This is a genomic window from Pseudomonas triticicola (assembly GCF_019145375.1).
Taxonomy (GTDB): Bacteria; Pseudomonadota; Gammaproteobacteria; order Pseudomonadales; family Pseudomonadaceae; genus Aquipseudomonas; species Aquipseudomonas triticicola.
The window spans coordinates 4,305,053-4,319,520 of record NZ_JAHSTX010000001.1 but is presented as its reverse complement, the minus strand read 5'-3'; the positions used below and the strand labels follow the sequence as shown (position 1 = coordinate 4,319,520).

General features: G+C 58.3%; 14 protein-coding genes. 7 read left to right on the top strand and 7 right to left on the bottom strand.

Annotation, left to right across the window (positions count from 1 at the left end; genetic code table 11):
- The first annotated feature begins 53 nt into the window (after positions 1–53).
- Together ompR and KVG85_RS19045 are read left to right on the top strand one after the other, a co-directional pair.
- A complete protein-coding gene (gene ompR / locus KVG85_RS19050) occupies positions 54–794 on the top strand; it encodes an osmolarity response regulator transcription factor OmpR (RefSeq protein ID WP_016772186.1) in 741 nt (246 codons plus the stop codon).
- Positions 795–908: 114 nt separating this feature from the next.
- Positions 909–2,222, top strand: coding sequence for an ATP-binding protein (locus tag KVG85_RS19045; RefSeq protein WP_016770645.1), 1,314 nt, complete (start codon positions 909–911; stop codon positions 2,220–2,222).
- Positions 2,223–2,328: 106 nt separating this feature from the next.
- Here KVG85_RS19045 and rimK read toward each other — a convergent pair whose 3' ends face one another.
- The 3 genes from rimK to rimA are packed head-to-tail and all read right to left on the bottom strand — an operon-like array spanning position 2,329 to position 4,506.
- Positions 2,329–3,234 (bottom strand): 30S ribosomal protein S6--L-glutamate ligase, encoded by a 906-nt coding sequence (rimK, locus tag KVG85_RS19040; RefSeq protein ID WP_024011184.1) that lies wholly within the window; start codon positions 3,232–3,234, stop codon positions 2,329–2,331.
- On the bottom strand, positions 3,231–3,710 hold the full coding sequence (gene rimB / locus KVG85_RS19035) for a retropepsin-like aspartic endopeptidase RimB (RefSeq protein ID WP_016772184.1): 480 nt from the start codon (positions 3,708–3,710) through the stop codon (positions 3,231–3,233). Before rimB ends, rimK begins: the two co-directional genes overlap by 4 nt.
- A 16-nt stretch (positions 3,711–3,726) precedes the next feature.
- Positions 3,727–4,506: a S6 modification regulatory phosphodiesterase RimA gene (gene rimA / locus KVG85_RS19030; protein WP_217864651.1), complete on the bottom strand. Its 780-nt coding sequence runs from the start codon at positions 4,504–4,506 to the stop codon at positions 3,727–3,729.
- Between the two features lie 116 nt (positions 4,507–4,622).
- Between rimA and KVG85_RS19025 the strand changes: the two genes are divergently transcribed.
- On the top strand, positions 4,623–5,030 hold the full coding sequence (locus KVG85_RS19025) for an RNA-binding S4 domain-containing protein (protein ID WP_039756436.1): 408 nt from the start codon (positions 4,623–4,625) through the stop codon (positions 5,028–5,030).
- Positions 5,031–5,127: 97 nt separating this feature from the next.
- Here KVG85_RS19025 and KVG85_RS19020 read toward each other — a convergent pair whose 3' ends face one another.
- Complete coding sequence (locus KVG85_RS19020; protein ID WP_217864650.1) at positions 5,128–5,928, bottom strand: phosphatase PAP2 family protein; 801 nt, start codon at positions 5,926–5,928, stop codon at positions 5,128–5,130.
- Between the two features lie 107 nt (positions 5,929–6,035).
- Between KVG85_RS19020 and hslO the strand changes: the two genes are divergently transcribed.
- Together hslO and KVG85_RS19010 are read left to right on the top strand one after the other, a co-directional pair.
- Positions 6,036–6,938, top strand: coding sequence for an Hsp33 family molecular chaperone HslO (gene hslO / locus KVG85_RS19015; RefSeq protein ID WP_217864649.1), 903 nt, complete (start codon positions 6,036–6,038; stop codon positions 6,936–6,938).
- Positions 6,939–7,119: 181 nt separating this feature from the next.
- Positions 7,120–8,661, top strand: a complete 1,542-nt coding sequence (locus KVG85_RS19010) for a phosphoenolpyruvate carboxykinase (protein ID WP_101156859.1) — start codon at positions 7,120–7,122, stop codon at positions 8,659–8,661.
- Between the two features lie 108 nt (positions 8,662–8,769).
- Here KVG85_RS19010 and nadS read toward each other — a convergent pair whose 3' ends face one another.
- From nadS to KVG85_RS18995, 3 genes are all read right to left on the bottom strand, one after another.
- Entirely contained in the window at positions 8,770–9,057 is a 288-nt protein-coding gene (gene nadS, locus KVG85_RS19005) for a NadS family protein (RefSeq protein ID WP_016772178.1), read from the bottom strand.
- 2 nt (positions 9,058–9,059) lie between these two features.
- The gene (locus KVG85_RS19000) at positions 9,060–9,374 is read right to left on the bottom strand and encodes a type II toxin-antitoxin system RelE/ParE family toxin (RefSeq protein WP_130910162.1); all 315 of its coding nucleotides are present in this window, start codon (positions 9,372–9,374) and stop codon (positions 9,060–9,062) included.
- 338 nt (positions 9,375–9,712) lie between these two features.
- Positions 9,713–10,855 carry a hypothetical protein gene (locus KVG85_RS18995; RefSeq protein WP_217864648.1) on the bottom strand — a complete coding sequence of 381 codons (1,143 nt, stop codon included), beginning with the start codon at positions 10,853–10,855 and terminating at the stop codon, positions 9,713–9,715.
- 273 nt (positions 10,856–11,128) lie between these two features.
- On the opposite strand from KVG85_RS18995, the gene KVG85_RS18990 reads away from it, so the two are divergent.
- Positions 11,129–13,063, top strand: a complete 1,935-nt coding sequence (locus KVG85_RS18990) for a RecQ family ATP-dependent DNA helicase (RefSeq protein WP_217864647.1) — start codon at positions 11,129–11,131, stop codon at positions 13,061–13,063.
- 124 nt (positions 13,064–13,187) lie between these two features.
- Positions 13,188–14,414, top strand: coding sequence for a 3-hydroxyacyl-CoA dehydrogenase (locus tag KVG85_RS18985; RefSeq protein WP_217864646.1), 1,227 nt, complete (start codon positions 13,188–13,190; stop codon positions 14,412–14,414).
- Positions 14,415–14,468 lie beyond the last annotated feature (54 nt).

Sequence of the window (14,468 nt, the reverse complement as noted above, 5' to 3'; positions counted from 1 at the left end):
TGCGTATAACGGCAGCTACGCCATAATGCGCGCCGAGCTAAAAGGAGCATCCAATGAGCAGCACTGCACAAACGGCTGAAGGCGAAAAAATTCTTATCGTTGATGACGATCCGGGGCTGAGCAGCCTGCTGGAGCGTTTCTTCGTCAGCAAGGGCTACCGTGCCCGTACCGTTCCGAACACCGAACAGATGGACCGTCTGCTGGCGCGTGAAGTGTTCAATCTGGTCGTTCTCGACCTGATGCTGCCTGGCGAAGACGGCCTGACCGCGTGCCGCCGTCTGCGCAGCGCGAACAACCAGATTCCGATCATCATGCTTACCGCCAAGGGCGATGAGCTGAGCCGTATCAAGGGCCTTGAACTGGGCGCCGACGATTACCTGGCCAAGCCGTTCAACCCGGACGAGCTGATGGCGCGGGTCAAAGCCGTATTGCGCCGTCAGGCCGCACCGGTACCGGGCGCGCCGGGCAGTGAAGACGAAAACGTCACCTTCGGTGATTACGTGTTGTCGCTGGCGACCCGCGAGCTCAAGCGTGGCGATGAAGTGCACATGCTCACCACCGGTGAGTTCGCTGTACTCAAGGCGCTGGTAATGAACGCGCGTCAGCCGCTGACCCGCGACAAGCTGATGAACCTCGCCCGTGGCCGTGAATGGGATGCGCTGGAGCGTTCCATCGACGTGCAGATCTCGCGTCTGCGCCGGATGATCGAACCCGATCCGTCGAAACCGCGTTACATCCAGACCGTCTGGGGTGTGGGTTACGTGTTCGTACCGGATGGCACCGCCACCAAGTGATCGGTGATTTGTAGGAGCGGGTCTGCAAGGCTCTGGCCGCACGGCCATTGCCACAGACTCGCAATCCGCAATATGCGAGCATTGCTCGCTCCTGCAAGTGTGTAGCGGTTAAAGATGAAAACCCCCGTCTGGTTCCCCCAAAGTTTTTTCTCCCGCACCCTCTGGCTGGTGCTGATCGTCGTGCTGTTTTCCAAGGCGCTGACCCTGGTTTATCTGTTGATGAACGAGGACGTGCTGGTGGATCGCCAATACAGCCATGGCGTCGCTCTGACGCTGCGAGCCTATTGGGCCGCTGACGAAGAGAACCGCGCAAAAATTGCCGATGCCGCGACCCTGATTCGTGTGGTCGGCGCCGGTGTGCCGGAAGGCGAGCAGCACTGGCCGTACAGCGAAATCTACCAACGTCAGATGCAGGCGGAACTGGGTGCCGACACCGAGGTGCGTTTGCGCATGCACTCGCCGCCGGCACTGTGGGTGAGGGCGCCGAGCCTGGGCGATGGCTGGCTGAAAGTACCGCTGTATCCGCATCCGTTGCGCGGCCAGAAAATCTGGAACGTGCTCGGCTGGTTCCTCGCCATTGGCCTGTTGTCGACAGCCTCCGCATGGATTTTCGTCAGTCAGCTCAACCAGCCTTTGAAACGCTTGGTGTATGCCGCGCGGCAACTCGGCCAGGGCCGCAGCGTGCGCCTGCCGATCAGTGATACGCCGAGCGAAATGACCGAGGTTTATCGCGCCTTCAACCAGATGGCCGAGGACGTCGAACAGGCCGGACGTGAGCGCGAGCTGATGCTGGCGGGGGTTTCCCACGACTTGCGCACACCGCTGACGCGCTTGCGCCTGTCGCTGGAACTGATGGGCGATCACACCGACCTCACCGATGACATGGTTCGCGACATCGAAGACATGGACGCGATTCTCGACCAGTTCCTCGCGTTCATTCGCGATGGTCGAGACGAGTCGGTGGAAGAGGTCGACCTCAGCGATCTGGTGCGCGAAGTCGCCGCGCCGTACAACCAGAACGAAGAGAAAGTGCGCCTGCGCCTGGAACCGATCCAGCCGTTTCCACTGCGTCGAGTGTCGATGAAACGCCTGCTCAACAACCTGATCGGCAACGCCTTGAACCATGCCGGCACGGGAGTTGAGGTCGCGGCTTATGTGTCCGGAGATACCAGCGCGCCGTATGTGGTCCTGAGCGTGATGGACCGTGGCGCCGGGATTGATCCGTCCGAGCTTGAGGCAATCTTCAACCCTTTCACCCGAGGTGATCGGGCTCGCGGTGGCAAAGGCACCGGATTGGGACTGGCGATCGTGAAAAGGATTGCGGCGATGCATGGCGGCAATGTCGAATTGCGCAACCGGTCCGGGGGTGGACTTGAGGCGCGGGTGAGATTGCCGTTGGGGTTGATGTTGCCCCGAGATGCAGTCTAGAAGCAGCTGCAAGCTGCAAGCTGCAAGCTACAAGCTACAAGCTACAAGCTACAAGCAAGAGCGCTTTTCACTTGCCGCTTGAAGCTTGCCGCTAGCAGCTGCTTCTCTAGCCCTTGCCCTTGGTGCGGGTCATATTTGGTCCGCCATTCTTTTCAAGGTGCTCGATGATGATCCCCGCCACATTCTTGCCAGTGGTGGTTTCGATGCCTTCCAGTCCCGGTGACGAATTCACTTCCATCACCAGCGGCCCGTGATTCGAGCGCAGGATATCCACACCCGCCACTGCCAGGCCCATGACCTTGGCCGCGCGCAATGCGGTCATGCGCTCTTCCGGTGTGATCTTGATCAGGCTGGCGCTGCCGCCGCGATGCAGGTTGGAACGAAATTCCCCCGGTTTGGCCTGGCGCTTCATTGCCGCGATCACCTTGTCGCCGACCACGAAGCAGCGGATATCCGCGCCGCCGGCTTCCTTGATGTATTCCTGAACCATGATGTTCTGCTTCAGGCCCATGAACGCTTCGATCACAGACTCTGCCGCCGTCGCGGTTTCGCACAGCACCACGCCGATGCCCTGAGTGCCTTCGAGCACCTTGATCACCAGCGGTGCGCCGTTGACCATGGCGATCAGGTCGGGAATATCGTCCGGCGAGTGGGCAAAACCGGTGACCGGCAAACCGATGCCGCGCCGCGACAGCAGCTGCAGCGAACGCAATTTGTCCCTTGAGCGGGCAATGGCCACCGACTCGTTGAGCGGGAACACGCCCATCATTTCGAACTGACGCAACACCGCGCAGCCGTAGAACGTCACCGACGCGCCGATCCGCGGGATCACCGCGTCGAAACCTTCCAGCGGTTTGCCGCGGTAATGGATCTGCGGCTTGTGGCTGGCAATGTTCATGTAGGCGCGCAAGGTGTCGATCACCACCATTTCATGCCCGCGCTCGATTCCGGCTTCGACCAGACGGCGGGTGGAATACAGACGCGGATTACGCGACAGCACAGCGATCTTCATGCAACACCTGTGGAGGAGGTAGATACCGGGAACACCGGCTTGTCTTGTACATACTTGATGCCCGGATTGACCACCAACTGGCCATCGATCAGGGCTTTGGAACCGAGCAACAGGCGATAGCGCATGGACTTGCGGCAGGCCAGGGTGAACTCCACCGGCCAGACCCGATCACCCAGAGCCAGCGTGGTGCTGATCACATAGCGCACCTGGGCATGGCCATTGGAGCTCTTGATGGTTTTGCGCGTGACCAGCGGTGCTTCACAGCGCCGGTGACGCAACTGCACCACCGTGCCGAGGTGCGCGGTGAAGCGCACCCATTTCTCGCCGTCACGTTCGAACGGTTCGATATCGGTGGCGTGCAGGCTGGAGGTGCTGGCGCCGGTGTCGATTTTTGCGCGCAGGCCAGCGACTCCCAGGCCCGGGAGCGCCACCCACTCGCGCAGACCGACAACGGTCAAATGATCAAATGTCTTCAAAGAAAAAAACCAAGGGTTAACGCTTCCAGGCCCCGTCCGGCACCTGGGCCAACGCTTTGAATGCGGGTCTGGCGAACCAGTAGCCCTGCATCAGGAATATTCCACAGTCCGCGAGGAAATCCCGTTCCCCGGCGCTTTCTATGCCTTCGGCTATGACTGTAACGCCCAACTCCGCACACATTGTGACAATCCCCCGCACGATCACCTGACGGACACGGTCCTGGTCAACATCGCGGATCAGCGCCATGTCGAGTTTGATCAGGTCCGGTTGGAAATCAGCCAGCAGATTGAGCCCCGAATAACCGGCACCGAAATCGTCGATGGCGGTCTTGAAGCCGAATTCGCGGTATTCACGCAGAATATTGGTCAAATGGCGATAATTATCTACGTGCTCGATTTCCAGGGTTTCGAAAATCAGTCGGTGGATCGGAAAGTTGTGTTTGCGTGCGGCCTCCAGTGTGCTGCGAATGCATAGCTCTGGACGGTAGACGGCGTTGGGCAAAAAGTTGATCGACAAGTGTGTCTGCATATTAAGGCTGGCCGCGCCTTCGATGGCGCGGGTCCGGCAGAGCTGGTCGAAACGGTAGCGGTTGTCTTCTGTAACCTGATTTAACACCGACAGTGCACCTTCCCCGGCCACGCCTCTTACCAATGCTTCGTGGGCAAACACCGATTCATCGCGCAGATCTACGATCGGCTGGTACGCGAAGGCAAAATCGAAATCCAGCGGTTCGCTCTGCTGGCAGCCCTGGCAACCGCCCTTGGGTGAGGTCAACGAAGTTGGAAATTTAGTCACGCGGTCACTCCAGGCCGGTCAGGCGGCGAAGATCACAGTCTATCTGGAGGGCCGAGTTCTTGCGCCCGACAGAAACGGTAGTACAGTTCCGACTACTGGCCGAGCGAGGAATTCATATGGGACAGAAGCAGGAGGAGGACGACAAGGTCCGTCTCGATAAATGGCTGTGGGCAGCGCGGTTCTACAAAACCCGTGCATTGGCCAAAGCCGCCATTGAAAGTGGCAAGGTGCATTGCCGTGGCGAGCGCTGCAAACCGGGCAAGGAGCCGCGCATCGGTGATGAGTTCGAGATTCGCACCGGCTTCGAAGTGCGCACGGTGAGGGTCGAGGCATTGTCGATCGTGCGTCGTGGCGCACCCGAGGCGCAGACTTTGTATGCCGAGACCGAGGCGAGTATCGCCAAGCGTGAGGCGGCTGCGGCAATGCGCAAGGCGGGATCGTTGGGCGTGAGCACCGATGGCAAACCGAGCAAGAAACAGCGGCGCGATCTGTTCAAGTTTCGCGGTAGCAGCAACGAAGATTGAAACGTTGTGCCGGCATCTTCGCAAGCAGGCTCGCTGCCACATTCGATCGAGTCGTCTGTGGCAGCGAGCCTGCTCGCGAATCGAGTACGACGCGGTATCAGGCGCTACGCACCACACTCATTCGCGACACCATCGGCAGCTTGCCCAACAGCGCGAAAACCGGCGCGGTGAGCTTCAACCAGAGGTTCGACGCGTGCCAGGCAAACGGCGTGTAGTAACCCCAGCCCAACGCCCACACCGCCAGCAGCACGCCGCCGATGTAATCGTCCTGGCCCCAATGCGCACCGGCCACCAGACGCGGCAGCATGAACAACACTGCCAGCCCCCATACTGTTAGAAATTGTCCGACGGTGCGGCTGAACACGCCCATGAACAACGCCCAGATCAACAACACTGAGGCATGATCACCGGGGAAACTCTGGCCGGAACGGTCCTTCAGCTCCCAGGTTTTTTCCAGGTGCGGAAAGTAATCGCTGATGTGCACCGCGCCCTCAAGCACCATCGACGGACTGCTGTGCTGCCAGCCCATGTGATCGGCGAATTTGGAAAACAGCGCGCGGATCACCACCATCAGCAGCAGGATCGAGAAAAAACCGAAGAATGCGCGGCGCACGTCAATCGCCCTGAAAACCCAGTCGCCCTTGATCAGCAGCGTCAGCAGAATCAGGCCGACGACGATGTCGAACGGGCGCAGACTTGCAATTGCCCAGATGTGGAGCCATATCGGGTTGCTGGCCAGCGGTGCATTCAGCGAGCGGAACAGCCACTCGTCGAAAATCACACACAGCATCTGGCCGGTAGGCCATAACCAGAAAGCCAGTAGCGCCAACGGCACTACGTTACACAGAACCAGCCGGCCGAGGTTCCACCTTGATTGGAACAAACCCGGATTGTTCATAAAATGCCTCCCATGGCGAAAAAGCGCCGGCACCAAAAAAAGTGCCAGCAAGCGCAAATTTTCACGTTTTGTAATCATTTTGTCATCACATTCAGATACCCAGACCTATGACCGACCTAGCGGATACCGATTTCACTCAACGCTTCATCTTCGATGACAGCGACACTCGCGGCGAACTGGTAGCGCTGGAGCGCAGCTACGCCGAAGTCCTCGCCAAACACCCGTACCCGGAGCCGGTCGCGCAGTTGCTCGGCGAACTGATGGCGGCCGCGTCTTTACTGGTCGGCACGCTCAAGTTCGATGGCTTGCTGATTTTGCAGGCACGTTCGGAAGGGCCGATTCCGCTGCTGATGATCGAGTGCTCCAGCGAGCGTGAGATCCGTGGTCTGGCGCGTTACAACGCCGAGCAGATCGCCGCAGACGCCACCCTCAGCGATCTGATGCCGAACGGCGTTCTGGCCCTCACCGTCGATCCGACTGTTGGCCAGCGCTATCAGGGCATTGTTGATCTCGACGGCGAAACCCTGTCGGATTGCTTCACCAACTACTTCGTCATGTCGCAGCAAGTTGGCACGCGCTTCAAGCTGTTCGCCGACGGTCGTCGTGCCCGCGGCATGCTGCTGCAACAACTCCCCGCCGATCGCTTGAAAGACGAAGAGGATCGCGCCGCCAACTGGCAGCACCTCACCGCGTTGGCCAGCACTTTGAGCGCCGATGAGCTGCTGAGCCTGGACAACGAAACCGTGCTGCATCGCCTGTACCACGAAGAACAAGTGCGCCTGTTCGATGTGCAGCATTTGCGCTTCAGTTGCAGTTGCTCGCGGGAACGCTCCGGCAATGCGCTGGTCAGTCTTGGGCTGGAAGATGCGCTGGCGCTGGCCGCCGAGCAGGGCGGCAAAGTCGAGATCGATTGCCAGTTCTGCAATCAGCAGTACCTGTTCGACGCGGCCGATATTGCTCAATTGTTCGCTGGCGCGGGCGTCGATACGCCGTCAGATACCCGTCACTAAAACGGTTCAGCGCAGGTAAATTCACTGCGGAATGACGGAATATCGCCGTTACGACGGGAGGACCCTACTCTTTTTGGGCTTTTCTGGCATAATCCGGCCCACTTTTTTCGCGGTAGTAGTGCACGACTTTCTACTACAAAACGTTTGGAGCACACTCGGCCACTGGCCGACGGGGAACCTCATGACGCAAGCCAATAACGCCGTGTACACCGATCTGAGTGTTGATGATCTGGTAAAAGAAGCCCTGAATCGCGGTGAAGGCGAGCTTGCCGATACCGGCGCTCTGGTTGTTCGCACCGGTCACCGCACCGGCCGTTCGCCAGTCGACCGTTTCATCGTTGAAGAGCCGTCCACCCAGGCCGCTATTGCCTGGGGCCCGATCAACCGCAAGTTCCCGGCCGACAAGTTCGATGCCCTGTGGGCTCGCGTCGAGGCCTTCAACAACGCGCAAGAGCACTTCGTTTCCCACGTGCATGTAGGCGCGGCGGAAGATCACTACCTGGCCGTGAAAATGACCACGCAGACTGCCTGGCAGAACCTGTTCGGTCGTTGCTTGTTCATCAACCCGGCCCAGTACAACCCGGCTGGCCGTGAAGAATGGCAAGTGCTCAACGTCGCCAACTTCGAGTGCGTGCCTGAGCGTGACGGCACCAACTCCGATGGTTGCGTGATCATCAACTTCGCGCAGAAGAAAGTGCTGATCGCCGGCATGCGTTACGCCGGCGAGATGAAGAAAGCCATGTTCTCGGTGCAGAACTTCCTGCTGCCGGCCGCTGACGTGCTGCCAATGCACTGCGCTGCCAACATCGGCGAAGAAGGCGATGTGACCCTGTTCTTCGGTCTGTCGGGCACCGGTAAAACCACCCTGTCGGCTGACGAAAGCCGTTACCTGATCGGTGACGATGAACACGGCTGGGGCGAAGGCGTGGTGTTCAACATCGAAGGCGGTTGCTATGCCAAGTGTATCGACCTCTCCGAGAAGAACGAGCCGGTCATCTGGAAAGCCATCAAGCACGGCGCAGTGCTGGAAAACGTCGTCATCGACGATGCCAAGCACGCCGATTATGCCGATGTCAGCCTGACCCAGAACAGCCGCGCCGCCTACCCGCTGGAGCACGTTGCCAAGCGTTCCGAGAAGAACCTGGGTGGCGAGCCAAACGCGGTAATCTTCCTGACCTGCGACCTGACCGGCGTGCTGCCGCCAGTGTCGATCCTCAACGAAGAGCAAGCGGCCTACCACTTCCTGTCCGGCTACACCGCACTGGTGGGCTCGACTGAAATGGGTTCGGGCAGCGGCATCAAGTCGACCTTCTCCACCTGCTTCGGCGCACCGTTCTTTCCGCGTCCGGCTGGTGAGTACGCAGAACTGCTGATCAAGCGCATCCGCGGCTTCGGCTCCAAGGTCTACCTGGTCAACACCGGCTGGACCGGCGGCGGCTACGGCGTCGGCCAACGCTTCAACATCCCGACCACCCGCGCGGTGATCGCAGCGATCCAGAGCGGCGCACTGATCGGTGCCGCCACCGAGCACCTCGACACCATCAACCTCGACGTGCCACTGGCCGTCCCGGGCGTCGACACCAACCTGCTCAACCCACGCAACACCTGGGCTGACAAGGCGGCGTACGACGAGGCAGCCAAAGCATTGGCCGGTCTGTTCATCGAGAACTTCAAGAAGTTCGAAGTGAGCGACGCGATCAAGGCGGCTGGGCCGAAGTTGTAAGTAGCGGTTTGCAGTGAATAAAAAACCGCCCTTTGGGGCGGTTTTTTATTTCCGATCTGAAATGCAGCTTGGTTAGACGTCAAAGACGTGGCTTGCCCTGGCTATGTGTCAATCAGCCAGTGCACTCAGCACATGGACAGGATCGTTATGAATGGCCTTGAGTAGTGCTTTGGCCGGGCCAGTCGGCTGACGACGACCTTGCTCCCAATTGCGTAACGTTCCCAATTGGACATCGATCAAGGCTGCGAACTTTGCCTGCGTCATTCCCGTCGCTTTGCGAATCTGTTTAACCTGTAATGCATCCACATAGAATTCGCGGGACGGCTTTTTTTCACCCCGAAGAATCTCATCCATTTCCTGCACGCTTTCCATCAGCTCATCAAAAAACTTGCTCATGGTTACCTCCAGTTTCCAATCATGGCCTTCAGTGCTTTCCGTTCGTCATGGGTAAGATCCTGCTGCTCGTTTTTTGGATATATCATCAACAACGCGATCTGTGATGCTGAAACGAAGTGGTAGTAGATAACCCGTGCGCCACCCCGTTTGCCATGGCCTTTGGAGGCGACTCGTGCTTTACGCACCCCGCCGGTTCCTTCGATTACATCGCCAATAGACGGGTTTGCGACCAACTGCTTTTGAAAGGTGGCGTAGGCATCGTCGTCCAGTAACTCTCTTACTCGGCGGGTGAAGACTGAAGTCTCAATAAAAATCATGGTCAATGTACGCCAGTGACTTACTTTCAGGCAATGCTGAAGTGTTGATAACGATGACTGGTGCCTGGTCGCCGACAGATGATTGGCGGCGATCAGGCTGCTCGCCTTAGGCAGGGGCTTTCCAGTTGAGCATCTGTGTCTGCGCGACTTGCAGCAGGTCGCAGCCGTCCTGTGTCAGCGGATACAGGGCGTGGGTGATGTGGGTGTCAGTGACCAAAGCAGCGACACCCACGACTATAGGTTGGCACCACCACCTCGCGATAGCCGACAAGGCATCGCGTGAAGTAGGAACTGGACGAACAATTCGCCAGACGTTGCTACCGATTCTTCAACGCCTTTCAACGCAGATGCTGGTAACCGGAAATATCCAGCAGGCTTTGGGTCAGTCCGGTTGCCGGCCGGTAGATCGTGCCTTTGACTGCCGAGAACGGCACGCCTTTGCTGCCCAGCGAGACATAGCGCTCGCCTTTGTCCAGTTCGGTGAACCAGGTGTAGGACTGGCTGTGCATCTTCTTGTAGCGAGCTTCGTCGCTGACAATGGCGCCGGTGAAGCGCAGCAGATCGGCATCGCTCAGGTTGAGAGTTTTGCTCAGCGTGACGCCCCAGCGTTTAAAGCAGGTTTCGGCGAAATGACGAACGATGCGGCCGGGCTCGATCAGCGCGTTGAGGTCGCTGGTGTTGGTGGGCTCGCCGCCGAGCGCCGTGGCGTTGCCAGCAAGGGTGGCGTGGCGACCGGCCATTGGATAGATCGAAGTCTTGGTGCCGGTAGCGGTTTGCGGGATCACGCAGCTGAAGCCTTTTGAGCGCTCGTCGCGGGCATAGAAAGCGATGTATTCCTTGACGTTGGATTCGAGTTTGACGCGGTTTTCCTGGAAGTTGCCAATTCCCGGGACTGGATCAATCGCAAAGATATTCACCGGAATATGTTTGAGGGCAGCGTCCCTGGACATTGCATTGGCAAGCATATGGCAACTGATGCCACCGCGGCTCCAGCCGAGCAGATTGACACGCGTCGGAATAATGCCGTCCTTGCGGAAAGTCTTGATGATCTGTTCCTGCAACTTCTGTTGCGTGATACTCCGGTCGCCATAGTTGTACTGGCGCCAGAACCAGGAGCCTTCCACTTTTACATCTTCAATAGGAATACCTGCGGCCTTCAGACGGTTATATTCTGCCTCGGTAAGTTGTTTACGCTGCCAGTCGCATTTGCCTTTGATGATATTCAACGCGTGCTGCACGTTTTCATCCCAGCCTTTGCCGAACAGCGTGCCGGACAAGCCGTATTCAGTGGTCTTGGTGAACAGGTCGTCGGCTTGCAGATTGCCGCTGCCGGGGCCATCGACGACGATCCACTCGGCAAATTCGCGTCCGCTGTGGTGTGCAGCGAGCGTAGAAACGATTTCGCCGTCCCAGAAGCTTTTATGTTTGTCATCAAACTTGTTGGAGCCGGTGCCGCAGAAAAAGATTGTTAAAGTTGTCATTTCGTTGCTCTTGCTTATGTATAAGAGCAGTCAAGTTAGTTTTAGGCGGTGTTAAAAATAAAGGGCGTTGTTGTGTCTGCGTTTGTAATGTGAAGTTTGTTATATATATGTAGCTGAGCCTTTCGAAAGTATGTCGAGGCGCTTTGATTGTTAAACGCTTGGTTTTCGCTTCCCATGTATCATTCAGTATCGATTCAACCCCGACCTTTTCTCGACTCGCTGCAATCGCCCGCTAGGCTTTGGGCATGGCAGCAGTCAAAGGAGTGACAGTAAATGCACCACACCCTGGAACAGGTTTTTGGTTATCCACAGTTTCGCCCCGGTCAGGAGGCCGCTGTCAGCGCGGTGCTGGCGGGGCGCTCCGCGGCGGCGATCTTTCCCACTGGCTCCGGCAAATCGCTTTGCTATCAGCTGCCGGCGCTTTTACTGCCACACCTGACATTGGTGGTTTCGCCGTTGCTGGCGTTGATGCAGGATCAACTGGCGTTTCTCAAGCGCCACGGTATCTCCGCAGGCAGTATCGATTCGGCGCAGAGCCGCGAGGATGCCAACGACGTCATGGCCCGTGCGCGTTCGGGGGAATTGAAGATTCTGATGATCTCCGTCGAACGCCTGAAAAATGAGCGCTTCCGCAATTTTCTGCAGCAGGTGCCGATCTCGTTGCTGGTAGTCGACGAAGCTCACTGCATTTCCGAATGGGGCCACAACTTTCGGCCGGACTACCTGAAATTGCCGGACTACCAACGTCAGTTCAACATCCCGCAGGCCTTGCTGCTCACCGCCACGGCGACACCAGAAGTCATCGCCGACATGCAGGCCAAATTCGCCATATCTCCGGACGATGTAGTGACCACCGGTTTCTATCGGCCCAACCTCAACCTGCTGGTCGAGCCTGTACGCGGTCAGGACAAGCGCCGGCGTCTGGTCGAATGGATGAGCGAGCGTCCCGGGCAACCGAGCATTGTCTACGTGACGTTGCAGAAGACCGCCGAGCACATCGCCGAGCATCTTCAACGCAACGGAATTCAGGCCGAGGCATACCACGCAGGTTTGCCCCACGATCAGCGTGAAGACATTCAACGCCGCTTCATGGTCGGGCAGTCCAATTGCATTGTCGCCACCATTGCCTTCGGCATGGGCATCGACAAGAGCGACATCCGTAACGTCGTGCATTTCGATCTGCCCAAATCCATCGAAAACTACAGCCAGGAAATCGGCCGCGCCGGGCGTGACGGACAGCCTTCGGATTGCCTGGTACTGGCGAATCGCGACAGCCTCAATGTGCTGGAAAACTTCGTCTACGGTGATACGCCCGAGCGCGACGGGATTCATTATGTGCTCGAAGAGCTCAAAGCCTCAGTGCCGGACGGACAATGGGAGTTTTTGCTTGGGCCATTGGCGGATCAGAGCAACATTCGCTCTTTGCCGTTGAAGACTTTGCTGGTGCAGCTGGAACTGCGGGGCCTGATCGCGCCGCGCTACGCTTATTACGCTGAATACCGCTTCAAATATCTGCTTGAGCCTGAAGCATTGCTCCAGCGCTTCGAAGGCGAGCGCAGGGATTTCGTTGCGGCGATCATCAGAACGTCCACGCGAGCACGCACCTGGGCCACGGTAGATTTCGAGGCGATGTATTCGCAGTATTCCGCCGAGCGCAATCGCGTGGTGACAGCGCTTGATTACTTCCAGGAAAAAGGCTGGGTCGAGCTAGAAAGCAAGCAAATGACCGAGGTTTACAGCCTGCTGCACAGTGATTTAGACAGCGACGCCCTGAGCGCTGAGCTGCACGAGTATTTCACTCGCCATGAACGGACTGAGGTGGCGCGGATTCACGCCATGCTTGAGGTGTTCGCAACCGAACGCTGCCTGGGTTATCGCCTGGCCGAGTATTTCGGTGACCACAATGCCCCTGAACATTGCGGGCATTGTTCGGTATGTCACGGCCAGATCGCGCGATTGCCCGAGCCGCCGCCGTTGCCAGCACTTGTGGATAAAAACTTCGCGCAATTGTGTGGTGAATTTATCCACAGGCATGAGCAGCACACAGGCAGCCTTCCGACGGCCGAACGCCTGACACGGTTCCTGTGCGGAATCAGCGTGCCGTTGTTCACCAAACTCAAGGCGCGGGCGATACCGGGTTTTGCTGCGTTGGAAGAGTATCCCTACGCAGAGGTCCGCGAGTGGGCGGACAGTCACTTGCTCGATTAAGCAGAGAGTCTGTGGGCGCTGCATCCATCCGCTGAATGTCGATCATCACGCTAATAAACTTCAAAAAGCGTCGTGGCCTGACTAAGGTTGGATTCTGTCTTCGGGCCACCCACAAGAGAACAACATGAGCCAGACATCCTTCGAAATCCAGCAAGCTGCCGTGATCGGCGCGGGCACCATGGGCCGTGGCATCGTCATGTGCCTGGCCAGTGCTGGCGTGAACGTGCAATGGGTGGATAACAATCCACAGATGCTTGAGCAGGCGCTGACGACGGTCGCGCAAACTTATGCACACAACGTGCGTCAGGGCCGCATTGATCAGGCCGAGGCGGATGCGCGAATGGCTCGCGTATCAGCAGCGGCGGATTACGCGGCGATTCGCAACGTCGATCTGGTGATCGAAGCGGTGTACGAGAACCTCGAACTGAAGCAGAAGATTTTTCGCGAACTCGATGGTCTGCTCAAGCCTGAGGCGCTGCTGGCGAGCAACACCTCGGCGCTGGACATCGACGCCATCGCGGCTGCGACCCGGCGCCCGGCACAGGTGCTGGGTCTGCATTTCTTCAGCCCCGCGCACATCATGAAACTGCTGGAAATAGTGCGAGGTGCTCAGACCTCGCCAGTGGCGCTGGAGGCCGCGCTGACACTCGGCAAGCGCATGGGCAAGGTCAGCGTAGTGTCGGGCAACTGCCACGGTTTTATCGGCAACCGCATGCTGCATCCGTATGTATTCGAAGCCCGCAAGATGCTTCTCGAAGGCGCTTATCCACAGCAGGTGGATGCCGCGCTGCAAAGCTTCGGCTTCGCCATGGGGCCGTTTCGCATGTACGACGTGGTCGGCATCGATCTGGAATGGCGTGCTCGGCAGCTAGCTGGCAAGGGGCAGGATGCGCCCGAGGTTCAGGTGGATAACCGCCTGTGTGAGATGGGGCGGTTCGGGCAGAAGTCCGGCAACGGCTACTACCACTATGAGCCGGGCAGTCGCCAGGCCGAGCATGATCCCGAAGTGGATGCACTGGTGCTGCGAGTCAGCGAAGAGCTGGGTTTCCAGCGTCGCGACATCGGTCCTGAAGAAATCCTAGAGCGCTGTTTGCTGGCGCTGGTCAACGAGGGCGCGAAGATCCTCCAGGAAGGTATTGCCAGCTCCGCCCATGACATCGATCTGGTGTACTTGAACGGCTATGGTTTTCCAGCAGAAAAGGGTGGGCCGATGGCGTGGGCGGATCAGCAGGGGCTAGCGAATATCCACCAGCGCTTGCTGGCGCTGGAGACGCGCCAGGGCGACCAGTGGAAGCCGGCGCGGTTGATTGACGAGCTGGCGGCGCAGGGGAAGGGGTTTGCTGATCGTTGACACCGGTCGATTGTGCTGACGCCTTCGCGAGCAGGCTCGCTCCCACAGACTTTC